General features: G+C 48.0%; 13 protein-coding genes. 6 read left to right on the top strand and 7 right to left on the bottom strand.

Translation table 11 applies throughout. From position 1 onward, the window contains the following. The first annotated feature begins 226 nt into the window (after positions 1–226). The 3 genes from MHB71_RS27005 to MHB71_RS26995 all read left to right on the top strand — a co-directional run bounded on the left by MHB71_RS27005 (position 227) and on the right by MHB71_RS26995 (position 2,507). Positions 227–544, top strand: a complete 318-nt coding sequence (locus tag MHB71_RS27005; protein WP_340030231.1) for a metalloregulator ArsR/SmtB family transcription factor — start codon at positions 227–229, stop codon at positions 542–544. Between the two features lie 69 nt (positions 545–613). After that, entirely contained in the window at positions 614–1,429 is an 816-nt protein-coding gene (locus MHB71_RS27000; RefSeq protein ID WP_340028148.1) for a hypothetical protein, read from the top strand. A 118-nt stretch (positions 1,430–1,547) separates the two neighbouring features. After that, positions 1,548–2,507 (top strand): MraY family glycosyltransferase, encoded by a 960-nt coding sequence (locus MHB71_RS26995; RefSeq protein ID WP_036613004.1) that lies wholly within the window; start codon positions 1,548–1,550, stop codon positions 2,505–2,507. A 121-nt stretch (positions 2,508–2,628) separates the two neighbouring features. Here the strand turns inward: MHB71_RS26995 and MHB71_RS26990 are convergent, their stop codons facing one another. The 3 genes from MHB71_RS26990 to MHB71_RS26980 all read right to left on the bottom strand — a co-directional run bounded on the left by MHB71_RS26990 (position 2,629) and on the right by MHB71_RS26980 (position 5,822). Then, on the bottom strand, positions 2,629–3,447 hold the full coding sequence (locus tag MHB71_RS26990; RefSeq protein WP_074092669.1) for a carbohydrate ABC transporter permease: 819 nt from the start codon (positions 3,445–3,447) through the stop codon (positions 2,629–2,631). After that, positions 3,447–4,340, bottom strand: coding sequence for a sugar ABC transporter permease (locus MHB71_RS26985; RefSeq protein ID WP_036613007.1), 894 nt, complete (start codon positions 4,338–4,340; stop codon positions 3,447–3,449). The genes MHB71_RS26990 and MHB71_RS26985 overlap by 1 nt, the downstream gene beginning before the upstream one ends. 138 nt (positions 4,341–4,478) lie before the next feature. Then, complete coding sequence (locus MHB71_RS26980; RefSeq protein ID WP_340028147.1) at positions 4,479–5,822, bottom strand: extracellular solute-binding protein; 1,344 nt, start codon at positions 5,820–5,822, stop codon at positions 4,479–4,481. Positions 5,823–6,311: 489 nt separating this feature from the next. On the opposite strand from MHB71_RS26980, the gene MHB71_RS26975 reads away from it, so the two are divergent. Continuing rightward, on the top strand, positions 6,312–7,343 hold the full coding sequence (locus MHB71_RS26975; RefSeq protein WP_036667984.1) for a LacI family DNA-binding transcriptional regulator: 1,032 nt from the start codon (positions 6,312–6,314) through the stop codon (positions 7,341–7,343). 200 nt (positions 7,344–7,543) lie between these two features. Here the strand turns inward: MHB71_RS26975 and cydC are convergent, their stop codons facing one another. Genes cydC through MHB71_RS26955 form a run of 4 tightly spaced genes read right to left on the bottom strand, consistent with a single transcriptional unit; the run spans position 7,544 to position 13,816 of the window. Further along, a complete protein-coding gene (gene cydC / locus MHB71_RS26970; RefSeq protein WP_340028146.1) occupies positions 7,544–9,481 on the bottom strand; it encodes a thiol reductant ABC exporter subunit CydC in 1,938 nt (645 codons plus the stop codon). A 1-nt stretch (position 9,482) separates the two neighbouring features. Next, positions 9,483–11,399, bottom strand: coding sequence for a thiol reductant ABC exporter subunit CydD (cydD, locus tag MHB71_RS26965; RefSeq protein WP_340028145.1), 1,917 nt, complete (start codon positions 11,397–11,399; stop codon positions 9,483–9,485). Between the two features lies 1 nt (position 11,400). Next, entirely contained in the window at positions 11,401–12,456 is a 1,056-nt protein-coding gene (cydB, locus tag MHB71_RS26960; protein ID WP_244898245.1) for a cytochrome d ubiquinol oxidase subunit II, read from the bottom strand. Then, entirely contained in the window at positions 12,401–13,816 is a 1,416-nt protein-coding gene (locus MHB71_RS26955) for a cytochrome ubiquinol oxidase subunit I (protein WP_076320331.1), read from the bottom strand. The genes cydB and MHB71_RS26955 overlap by 56 nt, the downstream gene beginning before the upstream one ends. Before the next feature lie 382 nt (positions 13,817–14,198). Between MHB71_RS26955 and MHB71_RS26950 the strand changes: the two genes are divergently transcribed. After that, entirely contained in the window at positions 14,199–15,491 is a 1,293-nt protein-coding gene (locus MHB71_RS26950) for a hypothetical protein (RefSeq protein WP_076329262.1), read from the top strand. Further along, a complete protein-coding gene (locus tag MHB71_RS26945; protein WP_340028144.1) occupies positions 15,488–16,483 on the top strand; it encodes a glycosyltransferase in 996 nt (331 codons plus the stop codon). The genes MHB71_RS26950 and MHB71_RS26945 overlap by 4 nt, the downstream gene beginning before the upstream one ends. The last annotated feature ends 1 nt before the right edge of the window (position 16,484 follow it).

Here is a 16,484-nt window from a genome sequence, read left to right as displayed (position 1 = left end):
GAAGCGTGCGCTTGAAAGCTTTCTGAAAGAAAGCTACATCGGAAGCATACGCTATCACCGGATTTTTCCCTTGGACCAAGGGAATAAAGAAAATCTGGGGATAAGAGCGATCGAAAGATGGTACTGCAATCGGAGTAAACAAGTGTAATAGTTACAAGTTCAACTTCTATAGTTCGAAATATTTCAAACATTGAAAGAGAAAGCCGAATATGCTAACGTCATAGATATGAGAACTCCAACGATACCTATGGCTTCGGAATTGAAGCTGACCACGGTCTGCAATGCATTGGGCGATCCGATCCGCATGAAAATTGCACACTGTCTGGCCAGTTCTGGCGAGAAAAACTGCTCCGCCTTCGAAGTTGACCATATTTCCAAATCCACGTTGTCCCATCACATCAAAATTTTACGTGAAGCTGGCGTGATCCAGCCACGCATTGAAGGTAAACAGCACTTTTATTCCCTACGAAAGGAAGAACTAAACACACGTTTTCCAGGACTCGTCGAGATGATTCTGAATACAACCGAGGAATACGTAGACTAAAGTAAGCAGGTTTGAAATTGAAGAACTACTTTCATCATAATTGCAATTCCCATAAAGGAGGCTAACCATATGGACAAAAAGGCAGCAAAGATACTGCTGAGCACCTTCTGGGGAGGTGGTGGCTGGAAAACAACCTCTCTACCCTTCTCCGGGGAGGAATTTGAATATGCCAAAAGCAAAGGTGTTATGTTCGATCCACTCACGATCACGCATGACGAGATTGTTCAGCGTCTGTACGACATGCATCAGGAGGACTCGTTTAAAGAACGGGTGATTTCGGCATTTCTACATAGTCTGTCCACCAAAAAAGTCTATCTACGCAGCGCATTATCCAGCTGGGCTTTAACATTGAACATGCCTTTACACACCTATGCGGAGCGCCCTGCCCTTCACCCTAACACCAGTGCCTGTGGAGATTGTAACTTCCTGCGTTTGCAGTCAGACAAGGAATATTCCGATGTCGACTTAAACGTCCTTAATTTTGAACGGATTAAGTGGGGCGGCGTGCGTCACGGCTGGCTTATCTATTGCCTGATGGATCTGGAATTACTGCTTCAGGACAACGATGCGAAATATGAAGTAACCCCTGAAGACCAAGCCATCCTGGTCAACCTGCTTGAAGCAGCTCAGACGGAAGACCCCAAAGACAGTGCTCGCTCACTTGAGAAGAAGTGGAAGGATCTCTTCCCTTCCAGCAAACAGGAGCGGGATGCCCTGCTGGAAATCTGGGCGGCAGCCGGCATACTGGCTCCTGGAGATAAACCAAGAAAACGCAAAGGTGGTTCCAGTGATTTTGTCTTTGCAGCAACCTGGCAAGGTGATGATGGATATCATACAGAAGCCGTAAAACATTATTTCGGCTCCTATCTTCCTCACATGCAATAAAACCTGAACTTTTGCTCACCTTTGCGTACGTCTGGTTACAATAATGACATCGACAGATTTCCTGTTTAACTCGTATAATAAGGGGAAATTGGTAGATGGGAGTGAAACAAGCGAGTTTATGGTATACATACTGGCTTTTATAGTGTCTTTTGCTGTCGTGGTTCTGCTTATTCCACCGCTTGGTCGATTGGCTCACCGGCTCGATTTTGTGGACAAGCCTCGGGAAGATGTGGAGCGTAAGCTACACAGGCAACCTATCCCGCTCACGGCGAGTTACGCGATATTTACTGGATTTTTCCTGACATACATTGCTCTGACAAAAGAAATCACATGGGAAACAGCGGCTCTGGTCGCTGGTGGTATGCTTCTGCTAACGATTGGTACCGTCGACGACTGGTACAAAACAAAAGGCAAAGATTTTCCTGCCCTGCCCAAAATGCTCGTACAAGTCTCTGCGGCAGTACTCGTATTTGCTTCTGGCATTGCGTTCACCGGATTTGTGAATCCCTTCAACGCGGAATATGTCATGCTTCCGATCTGGCTGCAATTCATTCTCACGATCCTGTGGATCTTCGGGGTGACAACAGTCATCAACTTCTCGGACGGCATGGACGGACTGGCTGGCGGGTTATCGGCCATCTCGGCAATTACCCTGTTCATCGTGGCGCTTGCCAAAGGTCAAAGTGATTCCGCACTCATGTCGATCATTCTGGTCGGTGTAACGATTGGTTATCTGAAGTACAACAAAGCCCCTGCCAAAGTGTTCATGGGTGATGCAGGCGCTACGTTCCTTGGCTTCATTCTGGCGGTTATCGCTCTGGATGGTGCATTCAAACAAGCAACCATGTTGTCCATCTTTATTCCAATTCTGGCGCTGGGTGTACCGATCTTCGACAACATCTTTGTCGTTATCAAACGTTTCATTCAAGGTAAAGCGATCTATCAGGCCGATGCAAGTCAAGCTCATTATCGGTTGCTGCGTGCCGGATTGAATCAAAATCAGGTGGTGGGTGTGCTGTATCTAGTCAGCACATGTCTGTGTCTATCCTCCATTATTCTGATGTTAGTGGAGTTATAAAACCAAAATAACGATGAAAATAATAGAAGCCACCTTCATTGCGTTGAGGGTGGCTTTCTTATGATGTTTTTTTGGATCGCTTGCCTTTTTTTCTTTTCAGTTAAAGCGGAGTGATTCTAACTTACGATTTAACAGCCCCTGCCATAGCACCTCCAACAATGAAACGTTGCAAAGCAACGTACAGGACAACCAGTGGCAAGGTAACAATCAGAATGCCACAGGCGAGCAGCGGCCAGTTGTTCATGTACTGTCCATAAAATGTAAAGAGTCCTTTGGTTACCGGCTGATAATTCGGATCAGATAAATAAATGGTTGGCCCGATAATATCGTTCCATACACCAATCGCGGTAAGAATAATACCTGTTGCCAGGATCGGTTTCATTAACGGAACAAGAATGGTGAACAGATACCTTGTATACCCGCACCCGTCCATGGCAGAGGCTTCATCCAGTTCACGCGATATTGATTTGATATAACCCACAAACATGAGAAAGGCAATGCCCGTACCTGTCGTCTTCAATAAGATGTACCCGATTTGGGTGTTGTAAAGACCCAGATTATTGATCAGGGAAAACTGCGGAATGAGCGGGTTGGGAAGGTACATGGAAATCAGAAAGAAAATATAAATGAGTGTGCTGAATTTAACATATCTGCGTGCGAGCGGGAATGCAGCAAATATAGATAAAATTAACGTCAGCAGGGTGGACATCCCTGTATAGAGCACACTGTTCCACATATACTGAGAGAAGTTCCCTTTGTTCCATGCTTCGGAAAAGTTCTCAAGCCGGATCCCTTCAGTAAGAGCTACAGGATCAAGCAGATACTCTGTCTGTGTCTTCATGGATACATTGAACAGATAGAATAGAGGGAAAACGTACAACGCAAGCATGAGCAGAACGATAACGTAGCTGACCATTCTGGACGTTTGGCTCTGTTTCATTACGCTTCCACCTCTCTTCTGCGAAGGTAAAATAAAGCGACCATCGATATGGTAAATACAAAGAGGAACTGAATCATCGCCACAGCAGAAGCCAAACCGTAATCAGCCGTTCCTGTGCCAAATGCCGTAGCATAAACATCAAACGCAAGCGTCGTTGTATTGAACTTTCCGCCTGTAAGTACATAGATAATATCAAAGGTTTGCAATGCCCCTATGATAGACAAGAGCATGTTAACGGTGAATGCAGGAGCAATCATGGGGAATGTAATGTTTGTAAATGCTTTCCACCCCGAAGCACCATCCATGTAACCCGCCTCATACAGATCACTCGGAATAGACTGCAGACCTGCAAGAAAAATCGTCATGGAGTAACCCATGTACATCCAGATTTGAACAAAAATAATCAATTCGAAGGCAATATTATAATCGCCAAAAAAGTTGGAACTGGTACCCAAGAAATTCAGAAAGGACTGGGCTGGTCCGCCCAGCGGATTTGCAACGAGTTGCCAAATGAGTCCAGACACAGTAACCCCCAGCACCACTGGCAAAAAGAATACCGCGCGATATAATTTATCGCCTCTAAGCTTTTTATTGATCAAAATCGCTATAAACAAACCCACTGCATTTTGTATGATCACAACAGCAAACGCAAAGTATAAGGATCGCCCAATAGCATCCATTCGGTCTCCAGCATTGGATGCACCAAAAAATGTTTTATAGTTTTCAAAGCCGATAAAGCTCCATTCCTGGCCCCGAACACCAGTAGCATCTGTAAACGAAAACAGTATCGTCACAAGTGATGGACCGAAGCCAAACACGACATAAAGTAACAACGGAATGCTCAAATACAGATAAGGAATAAGTCTTGCCTTACCTTTCCCAAACGGATACATCGTCCTCACACCTTTCATGGGGTAAAACTAAGACATAAAAAAACCGGAATAACAGCCTTGTCTGGCCTGAAGGCTCAGACCCGAGCGCTATTCCGGCGCATACGGCCAACTTGTGCCATGAATATGAATGATTATGAATTACTTTGGAGCAGCAGCATCCCAGTCCGCTTGGGATTTACCCGCAAGCTCTTCCGGTGTTGCAATCGGTCCGGCTGGCTTGAGCATCTCTGCGTGAACGCTGGCCTCCGAAATGTACTGTCCTACATTCTGACGGTTAATGAACAACTGATCCCAAGAAAGTTTAAAGTCCTCCAGGTAAGGCTGAATGCCTTGGATAAACTCACTTGTCATCTCCACATCAGGCTGTGTTGGCAGGAATCCGGCTGCATTCACAAATTCCGTGTAGTTCTCTTTCTCCGATAACATATCAAGCCATTTCATTGCGTAATCCTTGTTCGGTGAGTTATCCACCACCATCCAAGTCATATCGTATTTACCTGCCAGATTTTTGTTCTTGGCTGCATCATTGCTACCTGGAATTGGGAAATATCCAAACTTCAGATCAGGGTTGGCCGTTTGAATTGTTGTTGCATCCCAAGTACCGTCAGCAATCATAGCCACCTTGCCTGTAGCGAACAAACTGGGCAATGTTCCGTAGTCAATACCCATGAAACCAGGCATTGCATTGTTCATCAGATCCTGAGATTTCTGCAAGACTTCAAGTTGAACCGGATCAGTCAGCTTGGTTTCACCAGTCCATAGACCTTTGATATAAGCAAGCTGATCATCATGAATAGAGGCCTGAAGCCCTTGCACCGCAAGACCTATTGGCCATACATCTTTACCCGCCAGACCCAGCGCTTCGACACCATTGTCTTTGAACACTTTGATAACATGTTGCAATTCATCCCAGGTTGTAGGGATCTCCAGATTATATTTTGCGAAGAGTTCCTTATTGTAGAACAGTCCTGTGAATGCCACCTTGCCCATGTTTACACCGTACACCTTATCGTTATACGTCATTGCGTTCTGTACATCCGCTTCATTGTAGTTTTTGATAAAAGATTGATCCGACAGATCACTGATTAACCCGGCATCGATCCATTGCTTCCACATTGGATCAGCAGCACCACTGGACCATTCCTGTGGAGCGCCTACAAAGCTTGATTTGAGTGGAATGATATCTACGTCCCCATTACTTCCGGCGTTCATCCGTGTTTGCATCAACTGATCGTAAGTCGCGTCTGCCGGAACGGTAGTATACTCCACCTTTACGTCCGGATATTTCGCTTCAAATTTCGTATTAAACTCTTTGATGTAGTTGTTAATATTCTCTTGCTGCCAGTGAATGATCTTCAAGGTAACTTTTTTGGTGCTGTCTGTAGCCTGAGTTCCTTCTGATTCCGAAGAGCTGCTACTACAAGCGGCGAGCACACATAATAAAACGGTTACAAGTACGATGGCTAAAGTCATTTTCTTCATTTTCGTTGTCCCCCATATTTTTGAATTAAATCTACGAAATTAGTTTCGTTAATTTCACCCTTATTATGACTTCAGATCTTTATTTTGTAAATAGTCATTTTGTTTTTTTGATTTCCATGCTGCAACCCGCTTGATAAAAGCTTTATTTATTGCTGTATACGTTGAAATCAAGGTACCCTTTACGATAGTCACGAAAATTACGAAACACAGCACATGACATAATTTCATTTAAGCCCCAGACAACCCGGAATTCCTTTAAATGGACTCAAAATCTGTAAAATAATTAAGATTACGAGCTAAAATTCGTCCTTATTTTCGCGACAAACCTCCTTGATCACTTCAAACCTATGGATGCATATCATTTCAAGTGTAAAACCCTCTCTCTGCTGTTGACTCTCCGGTCTATGTAGCATAGAATACTTGCAAGAAAGCGAAAAAACCGATACAGCCCCAGTTTACGAAACCAGTTTAGGAATCCGAGGGATGTTTATGAATATCAAAACGATAGCGAGTTTAGCCGGCGTGTCTGTAGCCACGGTGTCCAAGATTATCAATAACTATCCAGATATTAGCGAGGAAACGCGCCAGCGTGTGCTTAAAATTATGGAAGAGACAGGCTATCGTCCATCTTCTTCAGCCAAAACACTGGCAACCAAAAAATCCAGCCTCGTTGGCGTTGTGTTTGCAGGGAAGCTGAACGTGGATTTCAGCCACCCTTTCTTCGTACAGGTTATCAATGCGTTTAAGAAACAAATTGGCTTGCTTGGATACGATCTACTCTTCTTCTCGAATGAGAAGTTTCTGGATCAGGGTGAGGACTACTTGGCGAGATCCAAGTATTTTCAAGTGGATGGCTGTATTATTATTGCGGGGGATGAGGTCGAGAGCAGCATATTCGACCTGGATGCCAGCCCGATTCCTTGTATCGGAATAGATATCGAGCTAACAGGACAAAGCTCCTGTTACATCATGTCCGATAACGATAAGATCTCAACCAAAGTTGTAGAACAATTTTATATGAACGGTTATCGAGATGTTGGTTTTATCGGGCTGGAGCGCGCCTCTCTTGTGATGCAACAGAGAGAGATGGCTTTCAAACGTTCACTAAATCAGTTTAGTCTTGATGAAAAGCCCGAGTGGGTTGTATACAGCAAAGATTATGCAGCAGCGGATGGATACGAAGCGGCCAAGAAAATGCTCGCCTGCAAAACTCTGCCACGTGCCGTGTTTGCAGCCACAGATCTACTTGCCTTTGGAGCTATTCGCGCCTTTAAGGAAGTGGGGTTACGCATTCCAGAAGATATAGCTGTGGCAGGTTGTGACGACATCGAAGCCTGCCGTTATACCGATCCACCGCTCACAACCGTCAAGCAGGATACCGACAAAATCGGACGCCTTGCTGCCATGATTCTGTTTGATCTGATGAACAAACAAATGGATAATCGTTGCATTAAAGTAGAGCCGGAACTGGTTGTGCGTCAATCCTGTGGCACAGCCATGCTGCTGGCACAGGAAATCTGAGCGTTAAGTCCTTGGGACTGGCTGCTGCAGATCAATTCACATCATAGACATAGCGATTTTTCATAAAACTCCACACCAAGAAGCAAAAAGGGGATGTCCTATAAGTCATGAATATGACAGGGGGCATCCCTTGTTTGTGTTATTTTGTTTTAATGAACCTGAGACACGCTATTCGCTTCCATTTGCCGAGAAAGTTCCTGCTATCTGGAAGCGGCAGTAGGCAGCTTGCCCTCTACTGTCTGCAAGTCAGACCATCCGGGTCGATCAAGTTCAATGAGACGGCGGTATCTCTCTTCCCCAGCCAGCAATTGTTCGTGAGAACCTTGCATGGCAATCTTTCCATTTTCCATAAAAATAAGTTCATCCATCTGTTCCGCACCAATCAGGTGATGGGTGACCCAGATCATCGTTTTGCCTTGCAAGTTGTCCAGGATGGTGCGCATCAACTCTCGTTCCGTCACCGGATCAAGCCCTACGGTTGGTTCATCCAATATAATAACAGGTGTCTCCCGAAGCAGTACCCGGGCCAGAGCGATCCGTTGCCTTTCCCCACCGGAGAAACGCAGGCCCGTCTCCAGCATTGGCGTATCATATCCCTGCGGCAAAGATTCGATTAGACCGGATAACCCTACTTGGGCGGCCACCTGACGAATCTCCTCATCCGTTGCATGTGGACGACCAATCCGCAAATTATTGGCTACCGTGGTGTCGAACAGGTGTGGGCTCTGATTCAGTACTGCGATGACATCCGTGACACTCTCACCCAAGGTCTGCACAGGCATATTATTGATCAGAACTTTCCCCGCAGATGGAAGCAATGCCCCCTGAATCAGCTTCAACAAGGTTGATTTGCCGCCGCCGCTTCGTCCAAGAATAGCTAATCGTTTGCCTTGTGGCAGATGAAGGGATACGTCCTGTACGGCGTAGGAATCATCCGCTGCATAACGATAACTTACGAGATTAATCTCGATGTCTGCTCTGAGTTTGGGTGGAATGCGAAGACGAATTCGTCTGTCTGGGATAACATTCGCAGCTGGCAAGGACTCCGATGTCTGTCCAGCCATCACGTTGCCGTTTTTTACTACAGAGATCGATTCGCCCGTTCCATCAGCATCACCGGCTCCATTCTGCCCCGGAAGATACCCTTTCCCTTCGAGCTGTTTCAAGCGATCCAGTGATTCTCGATACTGGGGAAGATGCTCCACTGCATCCCCTACAGGCAGAATTGATTCCGTGAGCGGAAATAATACCAATACAAAAGCAGCAATCATCACGGCAGGCAATTGCCCGATAGAAGCGGCATTTCCGGCCCATAACGTAACCGATACCACCAGCAGGCCAATGACAGACTGAGCCATCAGATCACGCCAGCGTGTCCAGCGCCGCAACTTGCGACGAATCGCGTCGACCTGTTCCTCCGCTTCTTCCTGTTGCTGAACAAATTCGGCCGCTCGTCCACTTGCAAGCCAATCTCCCAGTCCAAGTACACCGTCAGTCAGACGGGTATACAACCTGCTGTTTTCCTTTTTCATCCGTACACGCCATTTCCACGTCACTTTCAGGGAGATCGCAGGTAACACGGCAACGAGAAATAACATATACAAGCCCATCCACACCGCAAATCCCAGATCAACACTGCCAAAAGCAATCACAGCCCCACCGTACATCACGAGCGCCGTAACCGCAGGGAAGACTGTACGCAGATAGATATCCTGCAGCCGCTCCACATCATCAGCGAGTGCTCCAAGCACATCTCCGGTCTGCATACGCGAGCGCAGGAACAGAGCCTGTGGCTCCAGAATGCGATATAATTTCACCCGTTGATCGGCCAACACCCGCAGTACGGCATCATGTCCTGCCAATCGCTCGATATATCGAAACACGGCGCGGAATATCCCAAATGCACGTACACCAACAATAGGTACATACACCATCAAAATATTTTCAGGACGCAGCGCAGACTTGGAGATCAGAAATCCGGAGGTAAACAGCAGCAGTACCGCACACAGTGCAGCGCATGTACCTAGCGCAATAACTGCGATGAATCTCCAGCGGTACTGTGCCAAATACGGAGCAATCCAGCTATTTTTTTCTTTTCCGTTACGGACGGTCTCCATATGTTCATATCCGGACTTCATTTTATATCGCCTCCATTTGGGCCTGAATCATCTGATAATATACACCTTGTCTTGCCAGCAATTCCTGATGTGTTCCCGTCTCTGCCACTGTGCCGCCATCCATGACAATAATCCGATCCATATGCGGCATCCAATGCAGACGATGGGTAGCCAAAAATACAAGTTTCCCTTCAAATAGCGGCAGCATCGTCTGTTTCAGTTCATACTCTGTCTCTACATCCAGATGAGCTGTCGGTTCATCAAGCAGCAGGATGTTTCGTTTACTAAGCAAGGCCCTTGCCAGCGCCACGCGTTGCTCCTGCCCACCACTGAGCTGTCTGCCACCAGCCCCAATGGGCTCATACAGTCCACCGGATAATGAGGACAGTAGCTTGGTTAATCCAGCTGCGCTAATAGCTTTGGCCACTTCCGCATCCGAAGCCTCCGGCATGTAGAAACGAACGTTATCCGCCAGACTTCCGCTGAAGATATACGGATGCTGCGGGATAGCTGCTGTCTGTCTTCGCCAGGATTCAAGCATATCCTGTGACACAGGCTGTCCGTTGGCTAATACTTGGCCTGAAGTAGGAAGCTGAAATCCAGCCAATACATCAATCAACGTGGACTTACCTGCTCCGCTGGTGCCAATAATACCGATTTTGCCAAGACCCGTGATCTGAAATGTGACATCCTTTAGCGAATAAGGACCTTCATCATCATGCCGTACCTGTACATCCGTTAGAGCCAATCTGCTATGCTCATTCCAAGAGAACACTGAGGAAGAAACAAGCTCAGGAGTAGTAGAAACAGAAGCAGAAACAGAAGCAGGAGCAAGATGCCCCGCAGCCGTTTTATCATTCAACACGACACGTATGGTCGAAGTAGCGACTTTCCTTTTACCCAAAGATAATGATGATGCGGATCCCGTCCCATCCTCTGCCATGTCCGCATGCGCAACAACATTTGCATAGGCTTCTTTTTGTTTCTGTTCAGCAGCTTTCCCCCGTTCAATCACTTGGTTGATAGCCGCTCCAGCTTCCTTACCGTCCAATGTGGCATGATAATCAGCGCCGAGCATACGTACAGGCAGGAAATATTCGGGTGCCAAGATCAGTACCGTCAGCGCAGGGCCAAGTAGCATATGCCCTTCTGTCAGACGTAATCCCAGACCAACTGCTACGGAAGCAACGGACAACATCGTAAAGAAATCGAGTGCAAACGAAGAAAGAAAAGCCATGCGCAGAGTAGACATCGTTGCTTTCCGATACCGCTGACTGACCCGCAGAATGGACCCTTCATGTGTTTTGCTCTGTCCCAATGTTTTTAGCGTTTCCAGCCCCCGCAGGGTATCGACAAAATGGTTAGCGAGTGCTTTGTAGGATCTGAATTGTCCGTCTATCTTACGCTGAGCTGCGAGGCCAATCAGAATCATGAACACGATCAGAATCGGGAGTGTCAGCATCAGAATAACCCCGGACATCAGATCCAGCTTGAACACATACAGCAGAATGACGATAGGTGTGAATCCTATGCCCAGCATGCGAGGAATGAATAGTTCAAGATACGTCTTGTATTGAGCTGTCCCCTCACGTGCCAGCGTGACCAGATGGCCTGTGCCCTCCGTCTTCGCATAACGCGGTCCAAGTCTGAACCACTGCTCCACCATCTTTCTGCGCAGATCGGTCCCTGTCCTCTCCGCATATCGCGAAGTCACGAGTTGTAACCAGAAGGATAGGGCGTAGCGGGCGGCAAAAGCAGCCAGGAACAGCAGCAGTACAGGGTACTGCTCCGTTACGGATGAACCTTCAAACAATGCCGTGATGGCCTGTGCCAGCCATTTGGCTTGCATAATGATCGTCATCGCCTGTAGCAGCACCAGCGCTGAGGCCAGCGCAAGTACCGGCCGGATGCCCGGCAGCTTCATCAGCCCCCGTCCCATATCAGTACTCCAGGTGGTGCTGCTCGTTCAGACGTTTGCGGAAGATATAATAGCTCCAGATCTGATAACCGAGAACAAACGGCAGCAAAGTGCAAGCTACAATGGTCATTACTTTCAATGAATAAGCACCAGATGCAGCATTGTATACAGTCAGGTCATATGCCGCCCCAAAGGAACTCACCATCACTCTTGGGAAAAGTCCGATAAAGACCGAGGCAAAGGCAATTGCAATCACTGCCCCTGTCATACCAAAAGCCCAGCCTTCACGCTTCTGACGAACAAAGTATGCCGCAAGTGCAAGCGAAACTGCGCCAAGTACAACCATGATCCAAAGAGCCCAGCCGCGTACGGCGAACACATCGGTCATGAAATACGTCATTAACGCGTAAACAGCGAGCAGTGCAGCCAGCGGCAGCATCAATTTTTGCGCTGTCTTCAAGGCACGCTCTCTGAGATCACCTACTGTTCGTAGTGATGCAAACAGCAATCCATGAACCAGACACAGTAGCGTTACGCTCAAGCCGCCAATCACGGTGTACGGATTAACAATATCGAGGAATCCTGCACGCAATTGCATCTCCCCATCAATGGGCAGACCTTTCATCAATGTGGCAAAGACCACGCCGAACAGGAAAGGCAAGAGCGCGCTGGAGACAACAATGATGATGTCCCATGTTTTGCGCCAGCGTTGCTGTTTCATTTTACTGCGGAATTCGAAAGCAACTCCGCGGCCAATCAAGGCAAGCAACACCACCACAAGTGGCAGGTAAAAACCACTGAACAACGTGGCATACCAGTGCGGGAAGGCAGCAAACATTGCTCCCCCCGCCGTAATCAGCCATACTTCATTACCATCCCAGAACGGACCGATCGAGTTGATCAGAGTCCGACGTTCACGGTCTGTTTTGGCGATAATGCCTGTAGACATCCCCACACCAAAATCAAAACCTTCCAAAAAGAAGAAACCAACAAACAATACGGCAATCAGCAAAAACCACAACTCACTTAGTGACAACGGAATAACCTCCATCCACGCCGAACGGATCGGCCGATTCATCGTGATCTTCTGGCTTCTCGACCGCAAACGGTCCTGCTTTGATCTCACGTACGAACAGGTATACCATCACGATTCCGAGAACCGTATACGCAGCGGTAAAAGCGATGGTCGAGAACAGGATCGTTCCTGCGGATACGTTCGGCGAGACCCCGGCTTCGGTTGTCATATAGCCAAATACTGTCCATGGCTGTCTTCCTACCTCGGTCATAATCCAACCTGACGTATTGGCGATAAACGGCAGGGAGATGGCGAACACCATCAGACGCATAAACCACTTTCCAGCGACCTCCAGCTTCTTACGCATGGCTAGGAACGTACCGTATAGCGCCAATGCAATCATTAAACCACCCGCTGCGATCATAATGCGGAAACTCCAGAATGTTGTCCGTACCGGCGGGATGTAGTCCCCCGGTCCATACGTCTGTTCATACTCAGCTTGAAGCTCCTTCATACCTTTGACACTACCGGAGAACTTGCTGTAGGACAGATAACTGAGCAATCCAGGGATTTTGATCTCACCCGTACTCTCCTGTTTATCTGGGTCAATAAAAGCGACCACCGTCCATGGCGCCGGATCTTCTGTCGTTGTCCATGTGCCCTCACTGGCTGCCATCTTCATCGGCTGTGTCTCCACCAGATATTGCGCCTGGAAGTGACCCGAGAATGCGACGCCGAATGAAGAAACAAGAGCGATAATGATCGCAATATTAAACGATTTGCGGAAGATCTCCACATCCTGCTTTTTCATCAATTTGTAGGCACTGATCCCGGTTACGACGAAGGCCCCTGTCATCAATGCCCCAAAGATTGTATGTGGGAACTCGACAAGAAGCTGACCATTTGTGATGAGTGCAAAGAAATCATTCATCTCGGCTCGGCCGTTGTTAATCTCGAACCCAACAGGATGTTGCATAAATGAATTGGCTGCCAGAATCCACAGCGCGGACAGGAATGTGCCGACAAACACCAGCCAGATGCAGGCCAGATGCACTTTTTTGGACAAACGATCCCATCCGAATATCCACAATCCAATAAATGTAGACTCCATAAAAAACGCCAGTAGTGCTTCAATAGCCAGTGGCGCACCGAACACGTCCCCGACAAATCGGGAGTACTCGGACCAGTTCATACCAAACTGGAACTCTTGCAGAATACCTGTGACTACCCCGACGGCAAAGTTAATCAGGAACAGTTTGCCCCAGAACTTCGCCATCGTTTTGTAGATCTCCTTACCCTTAACAACGTACAACGTCTCCATGATTGCAACCAACAGTACAAGACCGATGGATAGCGGGACAAAAAAGAAATGGAAAATCGTTGTAAGTGCATATTGGATACGCGATAACATAATCGGATCCATACCGTTACCCCTTCTTTCTGTTCACTTCGCAGTATGCGTATTTGGCATTGAAGCTGCACCTTCGCTGTCTGTCCGCCAAATACGTTGATGAACGTATTGTGCCAGATTACCTATTTTATACATGTGAGAATTATCACAATCTTCGTCTCTAAAGCAAAAAAAAGTGATCCTGGTCACACAAAAGATAAAATTCAGCCTATTATCACAGCATGCCAACTGCATCTATTCATGGAAGATACTCATGTTTGGGACGGAAAGCCCATATGTTAGTCTCAGGCATATCATGCGAAGTACCGTGAGGGCTTTACATATGAAGTGAAAGCATGAAGCACATGCAGAGCGAAGACGCTCCATATTACAGTCAAGGTGAGGTGAACTATTCATGGAAAAACCTGCACCACTACCAGGTGAAGACGCTGAAACCAGCCTGGATAAGGCCAGTACAACACAGCCCCCTGTCCGGTATGTTCTCTTCCCTCGCAAAGGAGGCTGGTCATCCTTTCCCTATCCCGATATTGCTGCACTGCTGTCGATCGAGGGAGAGGTCTACTATGTCAGCAGCCTGACGCAAACAGAACATGTACCTCCGGTCATTACCGTCATCTCCCTCCCTGAGGCTGAGCAGCTATTGCTGGAACCTCGCACCGTAGCCGTGGTCGCCCATCCCTACTGGCTAATGGCTACAGCTTCGCTGGAGCCTGAGCTATGTATTGCCCTGCTCCCTGAGCCTGCTGGAAACGAAGCAGAATCTCCGCTATGGGAGAGCAGTATTTCCAAACTGGTCGGCATCGCCGATCTGGTAGGCACATCCTCCGAAACACGTTATATGAAGTTGTTATTCCAAGGCGTACGTGCTATCTGGCTGGGCGGAGAAGACCCTGCACCTGCGGGTACGATGCAAAAGGATGATCTCGAAGTCCCTCTCCGGGACTACGAATTGCTCTTCCTGCATGCGCTGCGGCAGATCCTGTCAGGCACTCCGGATAGTGTCACCCTGCTTCAATGCAGTGTACGTGCCGACTTCTACCGTCAGCTCCGTGCCAAAGCAGGTGCACATGAGACGATATCCTTTTTGCTGGCAGCCTATGAGTACTTGCTTGAAGATCCGCGGGCCGTCCATTCGTTGCAAGAGGCCTTCACCCATGCGGTCATGAATGGTCGCAGTGATTGTGTGGTCTCCCATTATCGATTCCTGTCTGCCATCCATGCCCGGGCTGGACAGTTGGAGGACGCCCTGCGGGTATATGGAATTAGTGCAGCAGATGAACAAGAACGGCATCATTATGAACAGCTCTGTCGCTGGTTTGAGGCAGGAGAAGATCAACTTGTACGAGCGGAACTATTGCGTATGAATGATGATTACGGAAATGCCCTGCGTATCCTGGACGAACTTGGCGGAGAAACGGCGAGACATTGGAAATTCCGCATTTACCAGGAGACTGGACGTGTGGAAGAAGCACTAGCTCTGGTGCATGCAGTCGATATTCAGGATGATGCTAGTCGCCGGGATTATCAGCAATTATCCGGCAGTGCGCTGGCACTACGAGGGGAACGACACGGGGCAGTCCGACATTTCCTTGAGACAGCACTGGAGGATGAAGATGCACTGGCCCGGATTGTCGAGCTGGAGCTGTTGGATCATGCTGTACAGCAATTGCTTGGGGAGGTGCCATGATGCTGGACCCGAAGAAGCGTAAACAACAGTTGAATGGGCCAATGGTGCACAGGAATATCCGAACCGAAACCACTTACACGCCAACCGAAACAGTCGATCGAACACATACAGACGCATTGGAACATGGAGATCACACCCCGGATCATGCACAACCAACGCAGGACATCCGAAGCCAAGTGCATCACTGGAATGATTCACAAGGTCAGGCAGAACAGAATGCTGCTGTAACACAAGAGGAAACAAGTGTATTCAAAGAGCCCTTCTCCATTCGTCGGGTTCGCAAAAGCAAAGGCAACAAGCTGACCGCCATGCTCCAGGTTCGCAATGAACGCGGCCGATACCTTGAAGAAGTATTGCATGATCTGAGTGAGTTCGTGGATGAAATCGTGATTGTAGACGATGCCAGCACGGACGGAACTCCAGATCTATGCAAAGCCTATCCTAAGGTAGTCCGTCTGGAGGTATTGGAGAAACCGCTGTTCGCTGAGGAATGGCGACTTCGCAACACCTTATGGCAAGCGGCGGCGGGAACACGTCCCGACTGGCTGCTCTCAGTTGATGCCGATGAGCTGTACAGCACAGAGGCCAAGAAAGCCATACGTACTCTGATTAATCAGGAGTATGCAGACTGGTTTGCATTCCGTTTTTACGATATGTGGGGTGGGCGGACCCACTACCGGGAAGATGATCTCTGGTCTCTGCACAAACGGCATACCGCTTCACTTGTACGATATATGCCTGGATATCCTTATTTTTATCCACAACAGAATCATCACGTTCCCCGTCTTCCCTTGTCCTGCACCGTGTTGCCTGGGGTCAGCACGGAATTAAAGGTTCAGCATCTCGGATGGGCAGGCAGTCTGGAGGACCGGGTTCGTAAATATTTGCGTTACAAGCGCATTGATCCTAGTGGTGAGTGGGGCAATCTTGCACATTACGAGTCTATTCTCGATCCGGAACCTCGGCTGATTCCCTGGAAGGAGGGACCGTGAG

Origin of the sequence: Paenibacillus sp. FSL H7-0940 (assembly GCF_037979415.1) — a bacterium.
Classification (GTDB): domain Bacteria; phylum Bacillota; class Bacilli; order Paenibacillales; family Paenibacillaceae; genus Paenibacillus; species Paenibacillus amylolyticus.
Note: the sequence above shows the minus strand (reverse complement) of the source record. Positions and strands in the feature narration are given on the sequence as shown.